13 protein-coding genes are annotated in these 20,116 nt (G+C 48.5%); 10 read left to right on the forward strand and 3 right to left on the reverse strand.

Going from position 1 to position 20,116, the window contains the following annotated elements; translation table 11 throughout:
- Nucleotides 1–53 precede the first annotated feature (53 nt).
- The 6 genes from AC3Y23_RS13695 (at nt 54) to AC3Y23_RS13720 (ending at nt 9,048) form a co-directional block, all read left to right on the forward strand.
- The gene (locus AC3Y23_RS13695) at nt 54–956 is read left to right on the forward strand and encodes a LysR family transcriptional regulator (protein WP_175371320.1); all 903 of its coding nucleotides are present in this window, start codon (nt 54–56) and stop codon (nt 954–956) included.
- 221 nt (nt 957–1,177) lie between these two features.
- Nucleotides 1,178–2,881 carry an alpha,alpha-phosphotrehalase gene (treC, locus tag AC3Y23_RS13700; RefSeq protein ID WP_379199733.1) on the forward strand — a complete coding sequence of 568 codons (1,704 nt, stop codon included), beginning with the start codon at nt 1,178–1,180 and terminating at the stop codon, nt 2,879–2,881.
- 39 nt (nt 2,882–2,920) lie between these two features.
- Nucleotides 2,921–5,011, forward strand: coding sequence for a PTS system trehalose-specific EIIBC component (treP, locus tag AC3Y23_RS13705; protein WP_379199736.1), 2,091 nt, complete (start codon nt 2,921–2,923; stop codon nt 5,009–5,011).
- Nucleotides 5,012–5,119: 108 nt separating this feature from the next.
- The gene (treR, locus tag AC3Y23_RS13710; RefSeq protein ID WP_379199991.1) at nt 5,120–5,836 is read left to right on the forward strand and encodes a trehalose operon repressor; all 717 of its coding nucleotides are present in this window, start codon (nt 5,120–5,122) and stop codon (nt 5,834–5,836) included.
- Nucleotides 5,837–5,876: 40 nt separating this feature from the next.
- Nucleotides 5,877–6,626 (forward strand): NADPH-dependent oxidoreductase, encoded by a 750-nt coding sequence (locus AC3Y23_RS13715; RefSeq protein ID WP_379199739.1) that lies wholly within the window; start codon nt 5,877–5,879, stop codon nt 6,624–6,626.
- A gap of 580 nt (nt 6,627–7,206) precedes the next feature.
- Nucleotides 7,207–9,048 carry a methyl-accepting chemotaxis protein gene (locus AC3Y23_RS13720; protein ID WP_379199741.1) on the forward strand — a complete coding sequence of 614 codons (1,842 nt, stop codon included), beginning with the start codon at nt 7,207–7,209 and terminating at the stop codon, nt 9,046–9,048.
- A gap of 221 nt (nt 9,049–9,269) precedes the next feature.
- Here AC3Y23_RS13720 and AC3Y23_RS13725 read toward each other — a convergent pair whose 3' ends face one another.
- Both AC3Y23_RS13725 and AC3Y23_RS13730 read right to left on the reverse strand, forming a co-directional pair.
- Complete coding sequence (locus AC3Y23_RS13725; RefSeq protein WP_379199743.1) at nt 9,270–10,151, reverse strand: NAD-dependent epimerase/dehydratase family protein; 882 nt, start codon at nt 10,149–10,151, stop codon at nt 9,270–9,272.
- Nucleotides 10,152–10,186: 35 nt separating this feature from the next.
- Nucleotides 10,187–10,918 (reverse strand): RNA polymerase sigma factor, encoded by a 732-nt coding sequence (locus AC3Y23_RS13730; protein ID WP_379199744.1) that lies wholly within the window; start codon nt 10,916–10,918, stop codon nt 10,187–10,189.
- A 185-nt stretch (nt 10,919–11,103) separates the two neighbouring features.
- On the opposite strand from AC3Y23_RS13730, the gene clpP reads away from it, so the two are divergent.
- Together clpP and AC3Y23_RS13740 are read left to right on the forward strand one after the other, a co-directional pair.
- A complete protein-coding gene (gene clpP, locus AC3Y23_RS13735; protein ID WP_379199745.1) occupies nt 11,104–11,685 on the forward strand; it encodes an ATP-dependent Clp endopeptidase proteolytic subunit ClpP in 582 nt (193 codons plus the stop codon).
- 30 nt (nt 11,686–11,715) lie between these two features.
- On the forward strand, nt 11,716–11,922 hold the full coding sequence (locus AC3Y23_RS13740; RefSeq protein WP_379199748.1) for a hypothetical protein: 207 nt from the start codon (nt 11,716–11,718) through the stop codon (nt 11,920–11,922).
- Between the two features lie 43 nt (nt 11,923–11,965).
- On the opposite strand, the gene AC3Y23_RS13745 is transcribed toward AC3Y23_RS13740, so the two are convergent.
- Nucleotides 11,966–12,961 (reverse strand): LacI family DNA-binding transcriptional regulator, encoded by a 996-nt coding sequence (locus AC3Y23_RS13745; protein WP_379199750.1) that lies wholly within the window; start codon nt 12,959–12,961, stop codon nt 11,966–11,968.
- 280 nt (nt 12,962–13,241) lie between these two features.
- Here AC3Y23_RS13745 and AC3Y23_RS13750 point away from each other — a divergent pair, with 280 nt between their 5' ends.
- Together AC3Y23_RS13750 and AC3Y23_RS13755 are read left to right on the forward strand one after the other, a co-directional pair.
- On the forward strand, nt 13,242–14,993 hold the full coding sequence (locus AC3Y23_RS13750) for a glycoside hydrolase family 13 protein (RefSeq protein WP_379199752.1): 1,752 nt from the start codon (nt 13,242–13,244) through the stop codon (nt 14,991–14,993).
- A 234-nt stretch (nt 14,994–15,227) separates the two neighbouring features.
- Nucleotides 15,228–19,616, forward strand: coding sequence for an S-layer homology domain-containing protein (locus tag AC3Y23_RS13755; RefSeq protein WP_483874849.1), 4,389 nt, complete (start codon nt 15,228–15,230; stop codon nt 19,614–19,616).
- Nucleotides 19,617–20,116 lie beyond the last annotated feature (500 nt).

Below are 20,116 nucleotides of genomic sequence, written 5' to 3' on the forward strand. Positions count from 1 at the left end.
AGAGGCGGGACACATCCCCTCTAAGCTATTGAAATATAGAGAGGATTATTCTATTGACCTTACAACAGTTGAAATATGTCATTGAAGTGGCGAGTCGGGGCTCTATGAACGAGGCGGCCAAGCGCTTGTTTATTTCCCAGCCGAGCCTGTCCAATGCGATCAGAGAGCTTGAGAAAGAATTGGGGATTACGATTTTTGAACGCACGAACAAGGGCATATCACTCTCTCTGGAGGGAGCCGAATTTCTGGGGTACGCCAGACAGGTGGTGGAACAGGCAGAACTGTTGGAGAATCGGTATCTTGATGCGAAGCCGTCTCCACAGCATTTTTCCGTGTCCACACAGCACTATGCCTTTGCGGTCAATGCGTTCGTGAATCTCGTCCGTGAATATGGTCATGATGAATATGAATTGGCACTGCGTGAGACCAAGACGCATGAAATTATTGAGGATGTCAAAAGTCTGCGCAGCGAGATCGGTATCCTGTACCTGAACGAGTTCAATGCCAAGGTTATCAACAAGCTGCTGCAATCGGCGAACCTGGAATTCCACAGCCTGTTTCTGGCCAAGCCGCATATCTTTATCAGCATCAATAATCCGCTGGCCAAGCAGTCCATCGTAACGGTTGACCAGCTGCAGCATTATCCTTATCTGTCTTTTGAGCAGGGGGAATACAACTCTTTTCACTTCTCCGAGGAGATACTCAGCACCTTGTCCCATCAGAAAAGCATTCGGGTGAATGACAGAGCGACGCTGTTCAATCTGCTGATAGGCCTGAACGGCTACACCATTTCTACCGGGGTGCTTAGCGCGGACCTGAACGGCAACGAGATCATTCCGGTGCCTCTGGATTGTGATGAGACCATTAATGTTGGCTGGATTAGCCATAAGAATGCGGCGTTGTCCAAGCTTGCGCTTGCCTATGTTGAGGCGCTTCAGCAGGCGATTGCTGAGTAACGCATAGATCGTTCTGTTATGTGTGAATATTGGTTTAGATTACAGGGAATAGGTTAAGTAACGGTTATTGCTCCCGGGAGCAATAACCGTTTTTTTATATAACAAGACAGGGAATAAATTCTTCCGATTGACAACATGTATATACAAGTAATAATATGATAAGGCTAATGAACTTGTATATACAAGATTAAATTATTTTGCTTGGCAAGGAGGACTAAACTGTGATTATTTCAAAAACGCAGGATTGGTGGCGGCGTTCTACAGTTTATCAGGTATATCCCAAAAGCTTTATGGATTCAACAGGCAGCGGTGAAGGCGATATCCGGGGTCTGACAAGCAAGCTCGACTATTTGCAGCAGCTTGGTATTGATATTATCTGGCTTCAGCCAGTTTATGTATCCCCGCAAAATGACAACGGATACGATGTGGCGGATTACTGCCAAATCAACCCGGAGTTCGGTACGATGGCGGATTTTGATGAGCTGATGGAGGGTGTCCAAAGCCGAGGTATGCACCTTATGCTGGATATCGTGGTTAACCATTCTTCGACAGAACATGTCTGGTTCCAGGCATCCAAAAGCTCCAAGGATAATCCGTACCGGGATTATTATATCTGGAAGGACCCGAAGCCGGATGGCGGTCCACCGAATAACTGGCAGTCCAAGTTCGGAGGTTCAGCCTGGCAGTATGATGAAGGCACTGGACAATATTTCTTGACCCTGTTTGACAAGACGCAAGCTGATCTCAACTGGGAGAATCCGGCGGTACGCAAAGAGGTCGTCAAGCTGATGACATTTTGGGCGGACAAAGGCGTTAGCGGTTTCAGAATGGATGTGATCAATCTCATCTCCAAGGATCAAGCGTTCCCGGACGATGATGGCAGCATCCTTCCCGGCGATGGACGACGTTATTATACCGATGGTCCTCGGGTGCATGAGTACGTAAAGGGATTGTATGAGCAGGTATATGGTCCTTACAACGTGATCACGGTAGGAGAGATGTCCTCGACCACGCTGGAGCACTGTCTGCGCTATTCCAATCCGGATGAGAAGGAATTCTCCATGACCTTCAATTTCCACCATCTGAAGGTGGATTATCCGAACGGACAGAAGTGGGAGCTAATGCCGTATGATTTTGAAGCGCTGAAAAGTCTAATGTCCAACTGGCAGCAGGGTATGCAAGAAGGTGGCGGTTGGAACGCGCTATTCTTCAACAACCATGACCAGCCGCGGGCGTTGTCCCGTTTTGCCGATGACGGACGTTACCGTGTAGAAAGCGCTAAGATGCTGGCGACCACCCTACATGGTCTGCAAGGAACGCCGTATGTCTACCAAGGGGAAGAGATTGGTATGCCTAATCCCCATTGGCAAGACATGAGCGAGCTGCGGGATATTGAGTCTCGGAACATGTACGGCATTCTGCTGGAACGGGGAAAAACACCAGAGGAAGCTATGGACATTATCCGGGAGCGCTCCCGCGACAATTCCCGCACGCCGATGCAGTGGGATGACAGTCCGCAAGCCGGATTTACTACGGGTACACCGTGGATTAAGGTAGATGAGCGTTATCAGGAGATCAATGTACAACAGCAGCTGAATGACCCGGATTCGATTCTCCATCATTATCGCAAGCTGATTGCCTTGCGCAAATCACTGGCGGTTCTCACGGATGGCCGATTTAAGCGTCTGGATGAAGGTCATCCACAAATATTTGCTTATGCACGGGTCACTGACAAAGAGACGTTGGTCGTGGTCTCCAATTTCAGTGATCAGCCGGCGACATTTACACTGCCGGAGTCTTTTGCGGAAACTGCACTGGCGGGCAAGTCTTCTGAACTGCTCATTGCCAATACAGAGGCGGTGCCGGAACTGGGAACAGAGATGAAGCTGACACCTTATGCCTCCTTTATGTGGGTTATTAACTAAGAATGAATACGGAAACAAAGTGATAAAGGAGTGAATCCCATGGCTGTTGATAAAAAAAGTGTAGAAGAGATCGTCCAAGCCGTCGGCGGCAAAGACAATATTGAAGTGGCTACTCACTGTGTCACCCGGCTTCGCTTTTCGCTAGTGGATGAAGACAAGGTAGATCATGCCCTTCTGGAGAGTAACGATCTTGTTAAAGGCCATTTCTCCTCCCAGGGCCAGTTCCAGGTCGTCATTGGACCAGGACTCGTGGATAAAGTATATGATGAAATGATCGCAATTACAGGCGGGCCACGCTCATCCAAGGATGATGTCAAGAACGCAGCCGGGAAGAAGCAGAATCCGCTTCAGCGTGCAGTCAAAACGCTGTCGGATATCTTCATTCCGATCCTCCCGGCTATCGTAACTTCCGGTCTCCTGCTGGGGATCAACAATATTCTGACTGGTCCGGGGATTTTCTTCGCAGGCCAGTCACTGGTGCAGGTCTATCCTCAGTGGACGGACATTGCTTCTATTATTAACCTGATTGCTAATACAGCCTTTATCTTCCTGCCTGCGCTGATCGGTTGGTCGGCAGTGAACCGATTCGGTGGCAGCCCGCTGTTAGGGATTGTACTCGGTCTGATTCTGGTTCACCCGGATCTGCTCAGTGCCTATGGCTATGCAGAGGCTTCTACTAAAGGAACGATACCGGTTTGGAATCTCTTTGGCTGGCATATTGAGAAAATCGGATATCAGGGACAGGTGCTGCCCGTTCTGGTCTCAGCTTACATTTTGGCGAGGATTGAGGGCTTCCTAAATAAACGAGTGGCCGATTCCATCAAGCTGCTTGTTGTGGCCCCACTCACCCTGCTGATTACCAGCTTCCTGGCGTTTGTGTTGATTGGTCCGATTACTTTTGCCTTGGGTAATGCCATTACCTCTGGTCTTGTACATGTATTTAATACATTACCGGCACTCGGTGGACTGCTCTATGGTGGATTGTATGCCTTGCTCGTGGTCACGGGGATGCACCATACCTTCCTTGCGGTCGATGTACAATTGATCGGTAGCGAAGGCGGAACGTTCCTCTGGCCGATGCTGGCTCTCTCCAATATCGCTCAAGGTGCAGCGGCACTCGCGATGATGCTTGTGCTGAGAGAGCAAAAAGCGAAGGGGCTCGCAGCCACTTCTTCGATCTCGGCATTTCTGGGGGTAACGGAACCGGCGATCTTCGGGGTGAACATCCGCTATAAATATCCATTTATCTTCGGAATGATCGGATCGGCTATTGGCGGCGTTCTGTTAACCATAAATCATGTGCTGGCGTCCTCGATCGGGGTCGGGGGTATTCCTGGCTTCCTGTCGATCTTCCCGAAACAATGGGGCGTGTTCTTCATTGGAATGGGCATCGTGCTGATTGTGCCATTTGGCCTAACGGTATTGTATGGCAAAATTGTTGGGCGCAAGGAGGCTGCAGTTGCCACAGGATCAACGGGTACAGCCGCAGTAACAACTCCAGCAGCCTCCGAGAATCACGCAGTGCGTACAGAGACTTCTGCACAAGGCGTGCAAGCTTCCGGTAGCGCTACCGATAAGGTTGCTGCTGGTTCGACTACCTCTGTAGCTAACGACTCCGGTACTTCATCTTCTGATATTGTTACAGAGGAAGATGGTACCCGGGTATTGAATATTTTTGCACCATTGACGGGTAAAGCAGTATCGCTGGAGAACGTTCCCGATCCGGCTTTTGCCGAAAGACAGATGGGACAAGGGATCGCCATTGAGCCGGAAGATGGACGGGTAACCGCACCATTCGATGGGACCGTGGCACATATTATCAAGAGCAAGCATGCTGTCATTCTGGAGCATAGCTCTGGCGTACAGGTACTGATCCATGTCGGGATCAACACGGTGTCTCTGAAAGGCAGTGCTTTTACAAGCCATGTGAGCATCGGGGATCAGGTCAAGGTTGGACAGCTCCTGCTGGAATTTGATATGGAGGCGATTGCTGCGGCAGGATTACCGCTGATTACGCCGATCATTATTCCGGACGGCCAGGATATCATTGCAGGCGTGGAAGAAGCTGCGCCAGGTGCAGTAGCGGCTGGACGGAACGTCAGCTTGAAAATTCGCTTGAACGCGGAGTAAGTGAAAATCAATCATTACGTGAACAGAAACGGGCATCGTCCAGTCAAGGACAGTGCCCGTTTCTTTTTTTAACATAGAATTATGGTAAAATGAAAAACGGTGATGGAATTGAAGGAAAATATATATCAGAGCATTTTTAATACGTATGCAAAACAAATTCGGTCAGGCAAGATTCCCCCGGGGACCAAACTGCCTTCGGAGAATGAACTAATGAGTTCGTACTCTACCTCGCGGGAAACCGTCCGCAAAGCGCTTAATTTACTAGTACAGCACGGGTTTATCCAGAAAATCAGAGGTAAGGGATCTTTTGTGCTGGATATCGGACGCATGAACTTTCCGGTCACAGGGCTTACCAGCTTCAAAGAAATGTCGGGGAAAATAGGCCGTTCCACGCGTACACTTGTACAGAGAACTGGCTGTGTTGAGGCTTCGCCATCTATCGCAGACTATTTACAGATCGAACCGGGGTCTCCAGTGTGGGAGGTCATCCGTGTCCGCGAGATTGAAGGCGAGCGTGTCATTCTGGACAAGGATTATTTTCGGCCGGACAAAGTTGTTCTGCTGACAGAGGAGCTGGCCGCGGGCTCTATCTATGAATATTTGGAGCACACACTGAATCTGGTGATCAGTTATGCCAAAAAAGAGATTTCTGTCGAAGAGGCTACGGACGAGGATCGGGCGCTGCTCGATCTGAACGGACTGGCTCATGTGGTGCTTGTCCGCAACTTTGTTTTTCTGGAAGACACTACGTTGTTTCAGTATACGGAATCGAGGCACCGCTTGGACAAGTTTCAGTTCGTGGATTTTGCCCGGCGGATTCCTTAGAATTTGTTGTAGTCGGTAAAGACAGAAAGGATGAACCTTAGTGAATGAAATCATACGAACATTAACGAACCACCGCTCTTACCGGAGCTATTCTGACCGGGCAGTGAGTACAGAGGATTTGCAGAACATTATTGCTTCGGCTCAGGCCGCACCTTCCTGGGTACATGGTCAGCAGTTTACGATCATCGCGGTTCATAACCAAGAGCGAAAACAGCGGCTGGCAGAACTGTCCGGCAATCAAAAACATGTGGCCGAGGCACCGGTGTTTCTCGTGTTCTGCATGGACTTTTACCGGGCGGGATTGGCAAGCGAGATGGAAGGCCAGCCTTTTGAAGCGGCTTCTGATGTGGATGCTCTGTTGGTTGGAGCGGCTGATGTGGGGCTAGCTATGGCTGGTGCAATCACGGCTGCAGAATCGCTGGGCCTGGGAACAATTCCGATCGGCGGGGTTCGCCGCAATACGAAGGCTGTGATTGAGCTGCTGCAGCTGCCGAAGTATGTTTTTCCTATCGCAGGTCTGTGTGTCGGATATCCCGGCGCGGAAAGCCCGAAGAAATCCCGTCTGCCGATGGAGGCCGTCTACCACGAAGAGCAGTACAACACTGATCAGACCGGGTTACTACAGGCTTACAATGAGACGCACCGCCAATCCTTGCAGCAGCAAGGTCTTCCTGAGCGCAGCTGGACCAGTTGGGTCGCTCATTTCTATGCCAATAATGCTGTGTACGGAGATGCACGGAATACCCTCAAAGAACAAGGGTTTATGTATGATAAGGAGCGGGGGGAGTAACTTCATTCCGCTTTGCACGTTTATGCAAGAAGAAGCATTCCAAAGCCGTGTTTGGCAGGAATGCTTCTTTTGTTGTTTTTTTCGTAACGATTAGTATCAACAGATGGTTCAAGTTGGAGGCGTATTGTGCTGAGAGCGGGAATTTGCTAATAACGAATAATAAATAATCAATAAGATTTACACGTTATATAGAACGTATTTATAAACGACTTGGGTGTCTGAAAATCACTTTCTCGTATCCTAAGTTACAAAATTTACGCTTGATTTACAAAGATTTCACTCATTCAGGGAACAACAAATGCACTGGAAATGCCCCGCGTCCACGTCAGGAACAGGATAAGATCTCTTGTTTCATTATAAGCACGTAACCTTTCTGATCCAAAATTCAGCAGGAACATCCCCTCGGCCGAGGACACAATCTGGACTTCATTTGCGTAATGCCTTCACACTTTCTTAAAACAATCTTTACGTTCACCGAACAAAACTGTGCGGAACAATTAATATCTGGCTCCTACAATCAATATGTGTTGGTAGAATGTACCTACTGGCACTTGAGGCTTTTGATGGAGGGATGATTCTTTTGAAGGTAACCCGTATGCACCTTTCGATGAAATGGAAGCTGATCCTGAGCTTTTCGGCTGTTGCAATGATCTTTTTAGGGGTGGCTGTTTATCAAGGGTACAAAATTAATCAGATCGAAAAATCCATGGAAACGCAAAAAACGGAGATGGAAAATAGAATCACAGTCTCTACGCTTACGCAGCTACTGCAGGAAATGAAGAGCGTGGAAGCCTCGCTGTCCGGTACAAGCGATCTGGAATGGGCCGATGCATTCAAGGAGAAGGAAAATAAATTTCACACGGAAATGGGCAAAGTAGAGTTTGGAGCGGGTACTCCTGCACTAGAGGGTCTGCAGCAATTGCAGAGCCAGGCCAAGGAATATACGGGCGTTGTCGACGAGTTGGTTCAGACCTTAAATGACAGCAGTCTTGACCCGATGACCGTTCTGGATAAAATCGATGAATTACATACGAAGGCGCAGGCACTGAATGCGACTATGCTGGAGGGCAACGGGAAGCTGTACACAGCAGCGGCAGAAAATGCCGGGCTAGCCCAAGGAGAGTCGTTTGATCTGCTGAAGAATACCAATGCAGTAGTGCTATATGCTGCTATATTCGTCCTGATCTTCACCCTTGTGATTGCTGTGGTGCTGATTCGTTCGTTCCTGAATCCTGTTCATAAACTGCAAGTGGCATTACGGAAAATATCCGAAGGAGACCTGCGGGAGCAGATCAATTCTCCATATAATGATGAGCTTGGGCGCTTGAGTCATCATTTTGACCATATGGTGGGCCGGGTTAGAGAAATGCTGCAGCAGACACAGACGGTAGCTTCTACGCTGGCGGATTATTCACATTCTTTCCAGCAGTCGTCGGCTATTACTGCTCACACTAACCAGGATATCGTCAGAACAATTCAGGAAATCTCTTCCGGTGCAGACCAGCAGGCTGGGCAATCTGAGCAGAGTGCCGGACTGATTCAGGAATTGGAGCGTGGCATCCAAGAGATTACGGAGTATACAGAGGTCATGTTGACGACCAGTGAAACGGCCAATCTAAATACACGCAGTGGTTCAGCAGCCGTAACCGCCCTGCGGGAAGTATCCGGGCAGTCCCGTCAATCGGTGGGCAAAGTGTACCATACGCTGGACAAGCTTGCTGAACAGTCACGGGATATTTCGCGGATAACTCAAACCATTACGGATATTTCCAGCCAGACCAACATTCTGTCACTGAATGCTGCGATTGAAGCTGCCAGAGCCGGGGTGCATGGCAAAGGTTTTGCCGTAATTGCAGATGAGGTCAGACAACTGGCCGATCAGACGAAGGCGTCCTCTGGGCATATTCGTGAGATTATCACTGAACTTCAACAGGGGATGGAAGACTTCCAGAAAGATATGCTGGAGACACGGGGAAATCTGGAGGAGCAAGAAGAGAAGGTTGAGGAGACGTTGGCTTCTTTTGAAGCGATTGACCAGTCAATTGCTGAGATCAGCAGACAAATCGGTCATATTCATGACAAAGTGGACGAGACGCGTGGGATGAATACCCGGCTTGCTGAGTCTGTGCACTCTGTTGCCGCTATTGCCGAGGAGACTGCTGCAGGGGTACAAGAAGTGAATGCCTCCAGCATACAGCAGGATCAATCCATCGCTGCAATTGCAAGGCAGGCTGTTGATATTCATGAAATCTCGCAGAAGCTGTTCCAGGAGATCAATGTGTTCAAAATCAATAGCGGGAGTAATTCGGCCATTTCTGCCGAATCACTCCCGCTAGAGAAACGGGTGAAGACGGAGAGCAGCAATACTGCATCCTCCGCTACGGAAACCGTTGTTTCTTACCCCAAAGCAAGTTCGGCTTAAAGCTGAGCTTGCTTGTTTGTTAAGATGTTATCTGGTCTCTCGGTTTTGCCTTATGAATGCTTTTTTACTCCAAATCGATGAATTTAAGGTACAAAAATGCCGTTATTTTAAACGTGGAATAGAGGTTAACTTTCCAGTCAATCTGTTTCTGGAGGTCAGCTCCCCAGTCCAGTCTGTATCCCAGCTTAAGTTCTCTATAAGCTTCAAGTAAGCTAATTGTTCTACTCGTATGAACGGTTTAGCATAGCGATCAGCTCTGGCATCCATGTAGCCAGGTCGAGGAAGGAGTATCCTGCCGACCTGGCTTTTGTTGTGTCCATAAACCACGGCTTCGGGATATAGAACGGGGAACTATGCTCTGGCTGAGCCTCTTCCACAATCACAGCCTTTTGCCCGACGACAGTTTCAATCATACCGAGTAGTTCGCCCATCCTAAGGGTGCCATTCGAGCAGGCGTTAACCGGTCCGGTGATATCGGAACCTCCTAGCCAATATAGAAAATCTGCGGCTTCATTGGAACGGATAAAGGACATGCGCGGCTCCGGATCAATCGCGATGGGTATACCTTTGCGGATGTGTTCAATATGAAAATGCAGCCGACGTGTATAGTCATCCGTGCCAAGTACAATTGGAATTCGGACAGCTGCTACAGGAAATGTGGCGCGTTGGATCAGAACTGCTTCTGCCAGTCTTTTGCCTTCTTTATAGCTGAAGTCCTCCGCTTCGCCATATTGCAGCGGGTAGGTTGCCGCATCAAAATCCCCTTCAGTGATGGTCTGGTCGCTGAAATCATAGACCGACAGACTTGAGGTCAGGATGTAACGCTTGGCTTTGCCGTCAAAAATGTCACAGGCTGCTGCGGCATCATTAGGCGAAAAGCAGATGTTGTCATAGACGACATCCCATTCCCGGTCTCCTACCGCGTCTGCCAGAGCAGCTTGATCCCTGCGGTTGACGTGAACTCTGTGAACACGGTCTCCGAAGGAGTCCGCAGTTTCCCCGCGCGTCACGATTGTCACTTCGCAATATTTATCCTCCAGGAGACGTTCCACTAGTCTTTTTCCAAAAAAACGTGTTCCTCCAAGTACCAATATATTTCTCATCATCGCTCTCCTTGCAGTTCCGTATTTGAATTAAATTAAGCGATCATTCTCATCTCAGGCTGTCCTGTCCAGCCAGTCGCTCCATAACCTCCAGCGGTAATGGATTGGACAGATGTTACAGCCACAGCTACGACGGTATCGCGTACCGTATCGAGCATCGCAAGTCGGATCAGCTCTGCAACCTGTCCTTTCTCGTAGGCGGCGGCAAGCCGCTGAAGGTGAAGCAGATAGTCTGTATCCTCTCGCCAACGTGGTCCTTCATCTGCCAGTTCCTGTCGCACGTCTGGCAGGGCCTGGCGCGCCCGGTGTAGCGCAGCTTTGACCGCACCTTCCGTGGTGTCCAGCAGCTCCGCCGCTTCCAGGGCGGAATGCCCAAGCACATCGCGCAGCAGGAAGACGGTTCGCTGCAGCGGCGACAAATGCTCCAGCAGAGCCTGGAAAGCAGCCTCGATACCGGCGGTTCCGCTGTCTTCCGTACCTTCTGCCGCTAGGGGCTGAAGTCCCAGAATTCGAGCGAAAGTCTTTTTACGTCGTACGGTATCTATCCATGTATTTCGGGCAGTCCGCAGGAGTAGCGCCTCGATATTTCTGTGCCCTGCATTCTGTAGATAGCCCAGTACCTTGATCCAGGTATCCTGCGCGAGATCTTCCGCATCCCAGGATGATTGGGTCAATGAGAGACAATAACGCTTCAGGGCAGCTTGCATCAGTGTGGTCGTATGTTCATCCGGCAGCATTCCGGCAGGTTGATCATTAAAGGTCATCATGTGGGCCATCTCCTTTTTACAGCAAGGTGGAATTCCGTTCCTTCTTAATAATAAACGAATAAAGTATAGATGAAGATACGCAGTTGGCAAAAAAATTGTTGGTGCGGTCGGCGTATCCTTTCGCTTCCCTAAGTCGTTTACGGGTCAGAACACAAAACACAATTGACGGATGGAGGCAAAATACAATGAGCTATGTTCCATATGTTATCGAACAGACCGGTCAAGGAGAACGATCATATGATATTTATTCCCGGCTGCTGAAGGACCGGATTATATTCGTGGGATCACAGATTGAAGATGGAATGGCCAATAGTATCGTAGCCCAGCTACTTTATCTCGCGGCCGAAGACCCGGACAAAGACATCCATATGTACATTAACAGTCCGGGAGGTGTTACTACCGCTGGCTTCAGTATTTACGATACGATGCAGTTAATCAAGCCGCAGGTGAACACGATTTGCACAGGGATGGCCATGTCCTTCGGTTCCTTGTTGCTGCTATCCGGGGCGAAGGGCAAGCGGTGTGCGCTTCCTAACAGTGAGATTATGATTCATCAGCCGAGTGGTGGTGCGCAAGGGCAAGCCAGTGATATCGCGATCAGCGCGAAGCGCATTTTGCAACTGCGGTCCAAAGTGGTTCAGATTACAGCAGAGAGAACGGGGCAGTCCGTGGAAAAGGTCGAGAAGGATATGGATCGTGATTACTTCATGACCGCCGAGGAAGCGTTGGAGTATGGGATTATCGACAAGATTATTACCCGTCTGTAAATAACTTATGTAATAGAAGGAGGAAGAATTATGATGGAAGCATTACAGGGAAAAGAAGTCGCGATACATTTTCTTGACGGCACTAGTGTCAGAGGCGGAGTGCTGAAGGAAGCTGGAGACAAATATCTCAAATACCTCACAGAATATCAGGAGATGTACATTCCTATCACATCCATTCAGGCCGTCACGCTCGATATTAAGGAACATGTGCATCCACGGATAGGTTTTGCTCAATAATGTTCATGTGATCTAAAAAAACGGGCCAGAGAAGTTAACCTCTCTAACCCGTACTTTCCCGAATCTTCAAATGATGCGCTACATTGGTATGGCTGGGGGAGACCGCCTCGCCCTTGATCAGCTTGATCAGGGTTCGCGTCGCGGTTCTCCCTATTTCTGTACCCGAATATTCCACGGAGGACAGCTTCGGGCGGACAAGAGAGGCTACATAGCTGTTGTCAAAACCAAAAACGGCCACATCCTCCGGAATGCGCAGGCCGCTGTCGATGAGATAATTCATCGCCCCCACCGCCATCCAGTCTGTCGAGCAGAATACGGCTGTCGGTTGCTCCCCGCTGTTCAGAATGTTGCTCATTGCCAGCCGCCCGTCTTCCACCGAGAACCCGCTTTCCACAACCCAGCTCTCTTTAACGGGTATCCCCGCATCTTCAAGCGCCTGTCGGTAACCTAAGTAACGATCGCCTCCAACTGAACTTTCACCAGCCGCACGAATCATGGCAATGCTGCGGTGTCCCTTCTGGATCAGATAGGTTACCGCTTCATAGGAAGCAGTGATGTTGTCCAGATGCACTGAAGGTAAGGAGGGAATTTGTGAAGCTTGCCCGGCCAGAACACACGGTACGGCTGAAGCGGCGATTAGCTCCAGATGCTCCTGCTGCGGCACCGACCCTACGAGAATATTTCCCCGGGTCCCGAGACGTCTGAACAAATCCAGATAGTGCAGCTCACTCTCCATACTACTGTCTGTCAATCCGACGATCACTTCATATCCATATAACTCCGCGAGATTGCGAATCCCGAGATTGAAATCGTCCAGTACCGTATTGTTACTCTGCGGAATAATAACACCGATCAGATTGTCATTGCTGCCTCCAGCGCCACCACCAGTGAGATCAGGCCGGTAATTGGTTTGCTTAATGGCGTCGAGCACGCGCTTGCGTACCTCATCATTGACAGGCTTACTATTATTGACCACTCGCGATACGGTGGAGATAGAGACATCGGCCATTTTGGCGATATCTTTAATCGTTACTTTCACTTCGAATCACCATAACTTTCCAGGCTTGTTATCCAATACTTTTATGCGACACCAGCATATCATGGAATCCCGTTAGAATCCAAAGATATGTGTTGACCGGGAAAATAAAAAATCCTATAATGATCGCTATGGGAAAATAATTTCCCTTTGTTTTTATGAATTTTTAGCAAAAATATTGAATTTTGATCTGATTTATAAGTTTATAAGATGTTTTGAATGTTATTTAGGAAAATATTTTCCTGATCACACTTAAATCGCAGTTATATAAAGGAGCATACACATGAATAAAACATGGTGGAAAGAGGCTGCAGCCTACCAGATCTACCCGAGAAGCTTTATGGACAGCAATGGAGATGGTATCGGCGATTTGCAAGGGGTCATTTCCAGACTGGATTATTTGCAGGACCTTGGAATTAATGTCATCTGGATTTGTCCGATTTATAAATCTCCTAATGATGACAACGGATATGACATCTCTGACTATCAGGACATTATGGAAGAGTTCGGCAGCATGGAAGACTTCGATCATCTGCTACGTGAGGTGCACGCGCGGGGCATGAAGCTGATTCTGGATCTGGTCATTAACCATACCTCGGACGAGCATCCGTGGTTTGTTGAGGCGCGTTCAGGCAAGGATAATCCGAAACGGGATTATTATATCTGGAGCGATCCCGTCGACGGCCATGAGCCGAACAACTGGGAGAGTATTTTTAGCGGCTCTGCGTGGGAACTGGACGAGGGGACCGGACAATATTTTATGCACGTTTTCTCTCGGAGACAGCCTGACCTCAATTGGGAGAATCCGGAGGTACGTCAGGAATTGTATGGCATGGTCAACTGGTGGCTGGACAAGGGGATCGACGGCTTCCGGGTGGACGCCATTTCGCATATCAAAAAAGTAGCAGGCTTCCCGGATCTTCCGAACCCGCAGAATCTTCGCTATGTTCCGTCGACAGATGGTCATATGAACCGAGAAGGGATTCACGAGTTTCTGCTGGAACTAAAGCAGGAGACCTTTGACCGCTATGATATTATGACGGTTGGCGAAGCAAGTGGAGTAAGCGTCGAGCAGGCCGAGCAATGGGTCGGTGAGAACCAGGGCAAATTCAATATGATTTTCCAGTTTGAGCATTTGGCCTTGTGGAACAAGAGTGTTACTGGCGGTCTTGATATCATTGCGCTGAAATCTGCTTTGTCCCGTTGGCAGAAAGGGCTGGAGGGTCGGGGCTGGAACGCGCTATTTATAGAAAATCATGATCAGCCGCGCTCCGTTTCCACTTGGGGAAATGACGGCGAATACTGGCTGGAATCGGCCAAGTCACTGGCAACGATGTACTTCCTTATGCAAGGGACTCCATTTATTTATCAAGGACAGGAAATAGGGATGACGAATGTGCGATTCGACTCCATGGATGATTACGACGATGTGGCGATGAAGAACATGTACCGTATTGAGACCGCAGCCGGTCGTAGTCATGAGGAGATCATGGAAGTGATCTGGAAGAATGGACGTGACAACTCCAGAACGCCGATGCAGTGGGATGGCAGCGAGAATGGCGGTTTCACCAGCGGCAAGCCATGGATGAAGGTCAATCCGAACTATGTGGAGATCAACGTCGAACGTGCACAGCAGGACCCGAATTCCATCTATCATCATTATAAAAAACTTATTGCCCTGCGGGCGCAGAATCCGGTCGCGATCTATGGGGCCTATGATCTGCTGCTGGCTGATAATGAAAGCATCTACGCCTATACTCGTACGCTTGGCGCTGAGAAGCTGCTCGTGATGTCGAATCTGACCGCTAAGGAAGCGCTGTTCGATTTGCCGACAGAACTATACTTCGATTCACATCAACTGATGCTGCATAATTATGCTGTGGATTCAGGCGAATCTATCGAAACGGTAGCCTTGCGGCCTTACGAGTCCCGTGTCTATCTGTTGGTGGGTGTGCCTGCTGATGAGGAAAGTCAGGGAGATGCCATCGCTCCATTACAGCAAAGTGATTCTCCTTTCTTAACTGAACCTGTGTGATAAATAATTCAAAATCCTTCGACCATGCTCTAGTTTGCGTCGAAGGATTTTTTTCTGTTAAAAAGGGTGCGCTATTCCATTTATTAGTGTGCTTGTTCAAGGAGTGTGTAAATTTAGGCTTAATTTTAAGCTTTTTTTAACGTTCTTTTAAGCTGCTGCTCACATAGGGAAGACATTGGGTTGTTACCATAAATCGGTACATAAATAAAAACACCACGAATACGGGAGGCACAAATGAGTAGGTTGTTTAAAAAAGCAATATCGATGACACTGGCCCTCATTATGGTATTGGGGGTTGCAGTAAACGGATTTACCGTTTATGCAGCGAATGATGACGAAGGTACAGACCTGCGGGCATTGGCACCTCAACCACTGACACTATTGGCAGGCAATGCTCCATGGAAGTATCTTGATAACGGTACCGATCAAGGTACAGTCTGGCAGGCTGTCTATGATGATTCCACTTGGAAATCGGGACAAGCTCCACTAGGGTACAAAGATGATGGCAGCGGAGTTAGCACCTCCGAATTTGGCCCGCTGAAAACAGAAATTAGTTACGGCGGAGATAAAGCCAATAAATATATGACATCCTATTTCCGTACTAATCTGAACGTAAATAAAGCTCAGCTTGGTGCGTATAACCGGATCATGGGATCTTTCGGATTCGATGATGGCGTAATCCTGTACTTGAACGGCACAGAAATTTACCGTGAAGGTATGCCGGCAGGCCCTGTCAATTATTTAACGAAGAGCACACTTAACAATGGTAATCCCAATACGGCGAAAGTCGATCTTACGGAGATTATTAAAGCGAATCTGAATAACGGAAACAATGAGCTTTCAGCTGAAGTTCATCAGGGAAGAGGAAACAGCTCTGATCTTTATTGGGCGATGAGCCTGATTGCATATCCTCCAGCGGACCCTGTGGTTCCAGGTGCAGGAAAGCCAGAGTCGATTGCTCTGACATTCAACGGAAATCCGCAGACGAGCATGGGGTTTGCCTGGTATGCATCGGAGACGATAACAGGCACGAAGCTGGAGGTAGTGGAGGCCTCGAAATTAGTTGACGGTAAGCTACCGGCAGCCGGTGTCCTGAGCTTCGAGGGGACAACCACACCTGCCAGCGTGTACCAGTCCAAGACAGACAAAGCTGCTAACAAAACCAAAGTAATCACTAGCCATAAAGCGATTGCTGAAGGCTTGCAGCCAGGAACAACCTATGCTTACCGTGTAGGTGATGGACAAGCGGGTAACTGGAGTGATATCGGAACATTCACAACAGAAAAAGCCGACAATAAGGCATTCCAGTTCCTTTATACTACGGACTCTCAAGGTACCACTGAAGCTGATTTTGATATCTGGAATCATACGCTACAAGAGGGTCTTGGCAAATTCCCAGGCGCGGAATTCATCCTGAACTCCGGTGATTTGGTAGATAATGGTGACCTGGAAGATCAATGGGGATGGTTCTTTGATAAGCCAAAGGACATTTTACAGAATACACCGCTCGTTCCACTGGTCGGTAACCATGAGAGCATGAACTACAGCAACTATGCAGGACACTTTAATCTGCCGAATGTATCGAACACAGGCGCTAAGCCGGACGGTTCGGTATATGCGCTGGACTACGGCTCTGCACACTTTATGATCATCAACACCGAGTATTATGGCAAGAGCACCAATGCTGCCAATAATGAAATCTACTACAAGCAAGTAGAATGGCTGCGTAATGAAGTAGCTAAAACAGATAAAAAATGGAAAATTGTGTTGTTGCATAAATCGCCATATTCTGTGGCCAAGCACACGAATGACACAGATGTTAAGTTCTACCGGGCTGAATTAACGAAGGTGTTCGACGAACTGGGCATTGATATGGTCATTGGCGGACACGATCACACCTATACACGTAGCTATCAAATGTTGAACAATGTACCATTGACGGATATCGTACCGGATGATAACGGTCTTGTTAAAGATCCGGCAGGTACGCTTTATCTGATTACGAATGCTGCAGGTAACAAGAAATACAATGTTTCTGCAGGGACATTCCCTTTTGCAGCTAAATACGAACAGCCTGGCAAGGAAATGTTCACGGGTGTAACGATCACCAATGACAAGTTGAATTTCCAAGCTTTTACGACTACGACCGGGGGAACAACGGATCTTTACGATCAATACAGCATTCAAAAGTCGGATGTGACGGTTGCTCCTGTACAGCAAGCCCAAGCGCTTACTAGTGCAGATGGCAAGACGACATTGACATGGAATGCTCCAGCTTCCGGTTCACCGGTAACTGGCTACCGCATCTATGAGAAGAATGATCTGGTGTCCCCTAACTGGAGTACACTGGTTCCGGCTCAGGACGGAGTAACCTCTTACAGTTATACAGTAGATAATCTGGATGCATCGAAGAACTATCAGTTTGTAATTAAAGCGGTTAGCGGAAGAACCAACTCCGCGGGCGTGATCGCAGCTCAACCTTCCGTGAGCAAAGTGACGGTAACCGTTTATGGTGACCCTACCAGTGCTAAAGGATTCACTTGGTATACACCGCTGGTGTCCAAGGGAAATGATCTGCAAGTAGTTGAGAACACTGGAACTACCCCAGACTTTACTCAAGCAACCAAATTTGCTGGCCGCTCGTCTGTCTCCACGAATTCTAAGGGAGAACTGGTGCATAAAGCGGAAGCGACTGGACTTAAAGACAATACATCTTACTACTTCCGTGTAGGTGATGAGGCATTAGGTATCTGGAGTACGACTGGAACCTTCCGTACTGCAGCTAAATCGGGGGCATTTACCTTCGTTGACCTAGCAGATACTCAAGCGAAGACAGAGGATGAAGCGATTCTCTCCGCCGAGACGCTGGCTAAAGCACTGAAGACAGTACCGAATGCTGAATTCGTGCTTCATAACGGGGACATTGTGGACACAGGAACCAATGAGACGCAATGGAATTGGCTGCTTGGCCATTCGCAGGATAGTCTGCTTAACACAACCATTGCACCGGCGGCAGGTAATCATGAAGATAAAGCAAATGCTTTCTATGAGCATTTCAATATTCAGGAAGCAGCCGGTTCAGCGACTGTGACTGGTGCTTACTACTCCTATGATTACAGCAACGCTCATTTCGTGGTCCTGAACAGTAACGAAAATTCCGATCAATATGCTAACTTCAGCAACGAGCAAGTAGAGTGGTTGAAGAAAGATGTTCAAGAGGCTCATAAAGCCGGTAAACGCTGGATTATTGTGAATATCCATAAAGGTCCGTACACGACATCCAATCACGCAACTGATAAAGATATCATGGGCTCGAATGGCGTAAGAGCTAAAATTGCTCCGATTATGGCAGAGCTTGGCATTGACTTTGTCCTGCAAGGACATGACCATATCTATGCCCGCACCAAGCCAATCAAGGCTGACGGAACTGCTGCAGCTACCGAAAAGATTACAGAAACACTCAACGGGAATACCGTAGAATACACGGTTAATCCTGATGGTTCAATCTACCTTATTCCGGCAACAGCAGGAGCAAAGGTCTATTACAAGAACCAAAAGCCAGCGCTGGGAGAGGCTTATTACAACCTCTTTGAAGTGGCTGATGAGAACCATGCTGCTCCATACGGTCCAGACCCTAGCGACAATACTCGCCCTAAACGCGGTCAGGTTCAGAACTTTGTCGGTATCACTGTAGATGGTGACAAACTGACTGCTGTGACGTATGAGATCGACCAGAACAAGAATGGTGCAGAACCATTTATCATTGATCAGTTTGGTATCATCAAGAAAGAAAAAGAAGTAGAAGTGCCAACACCGGAAGTACCAACGCCGGAAGTACCAACGCCGGAAGTACCAACACCAGAAGTACCAACGCCGGAAGTGCCAACACCGGGAGTGCCAACGCCTACACCAGTGGTACCAACACCGACACCGACTCCGACAACAGGTAATTCGGCACCGTCTGTACCAACGCCTACACCTTCGGCTAAGCCATCGGCTACCCCGTCGGCAGCACCAACACAGACGCCTGCACCAACAACTGCACCTGCAACCAATGGTGGAAGCACGGATGCGCCTGCGAAGCCTGTGTTGACGGATGCCGGCAGCCACTGGGCAGCAGCAGCTATTCAAAAGGCTGTTGCAGCTGGATTCGTTAATGGTTATGACGACAACACGTTCCGTCCGAACAAGGAAGTGAACCGTGCTGAGTTCACCACGATGCTGGCTCGCGCACTGCAATTGCCAGAGAGCAGTGACAGTGCAACCTTCAAGGACCTGGACAAAATTCCGGCATGGGCGAAATCCTATGTGGCACAGGCTGTATCTAAAGGTATCATCAGCGGATACAACGATGGATCTTTCCGTCCAGAACAGAAGCTGACCCGTGCAGAATTGACGGTTATGATCGTACGTTCCCTGGGAATCACTCTTGATCCTAAAGCCAAATTAACCTTTGCAGATGCCAAAGATGTACCGGCATGGGCTGTTCCTTATATCGCAGCTGCTGCGAGCGAAGGACTGGTAGGTGGCGTCGGCCAGAACCAGTTCGCTCCTAACCGGACAGCAACACGCGCAGAGGCAGTTACAATCATTATGAATTTGCTTGATAAAAAAGCGGAGTAGTCTGCGCTGTGAGAGTATGATATTAACAAGCTGTTCCTGATACTCAGGGGCAGCTTGTTTTTTATGTATGTAGCTGCGTCTTGAAAGTGAGCTATTCTTGTGTATGACTTATGAAAGATCCTCTATAATGAATATAAGAATTCCCTAAGTGGAATTAAGGGCAATTTTGTACCTTAAATACGCTGCATCTAAGGGAGAGCGGTGATTAAGGGCGATTTTGCACCTTAAATCTTCCGAATTACCCCTTGGGGCATACTTTTTCGGAAAATAAGATGCAAAAACACCCTTATTTTCCTTATTCACATCCTTTTGATGAATATAAGGTGCAAAAATGCCGCTAGTTGGGAAGGGGAAGCTTTTTTTACTGTTAAGACGGGTAAAGGGGGATAGGGGAGTGGGAATTTGGGCCCTAAAGCCCTAACTTCATCAGAATACGCCTGTTCTTCTGTTAGAGTTTTAGGTTGGCTTCATAAATTAGCGCTTGAAATCTAGCGATAGCT

Source organism: Paenibacillus sp. MAHUQ-45, assembly GCF_058133325.1.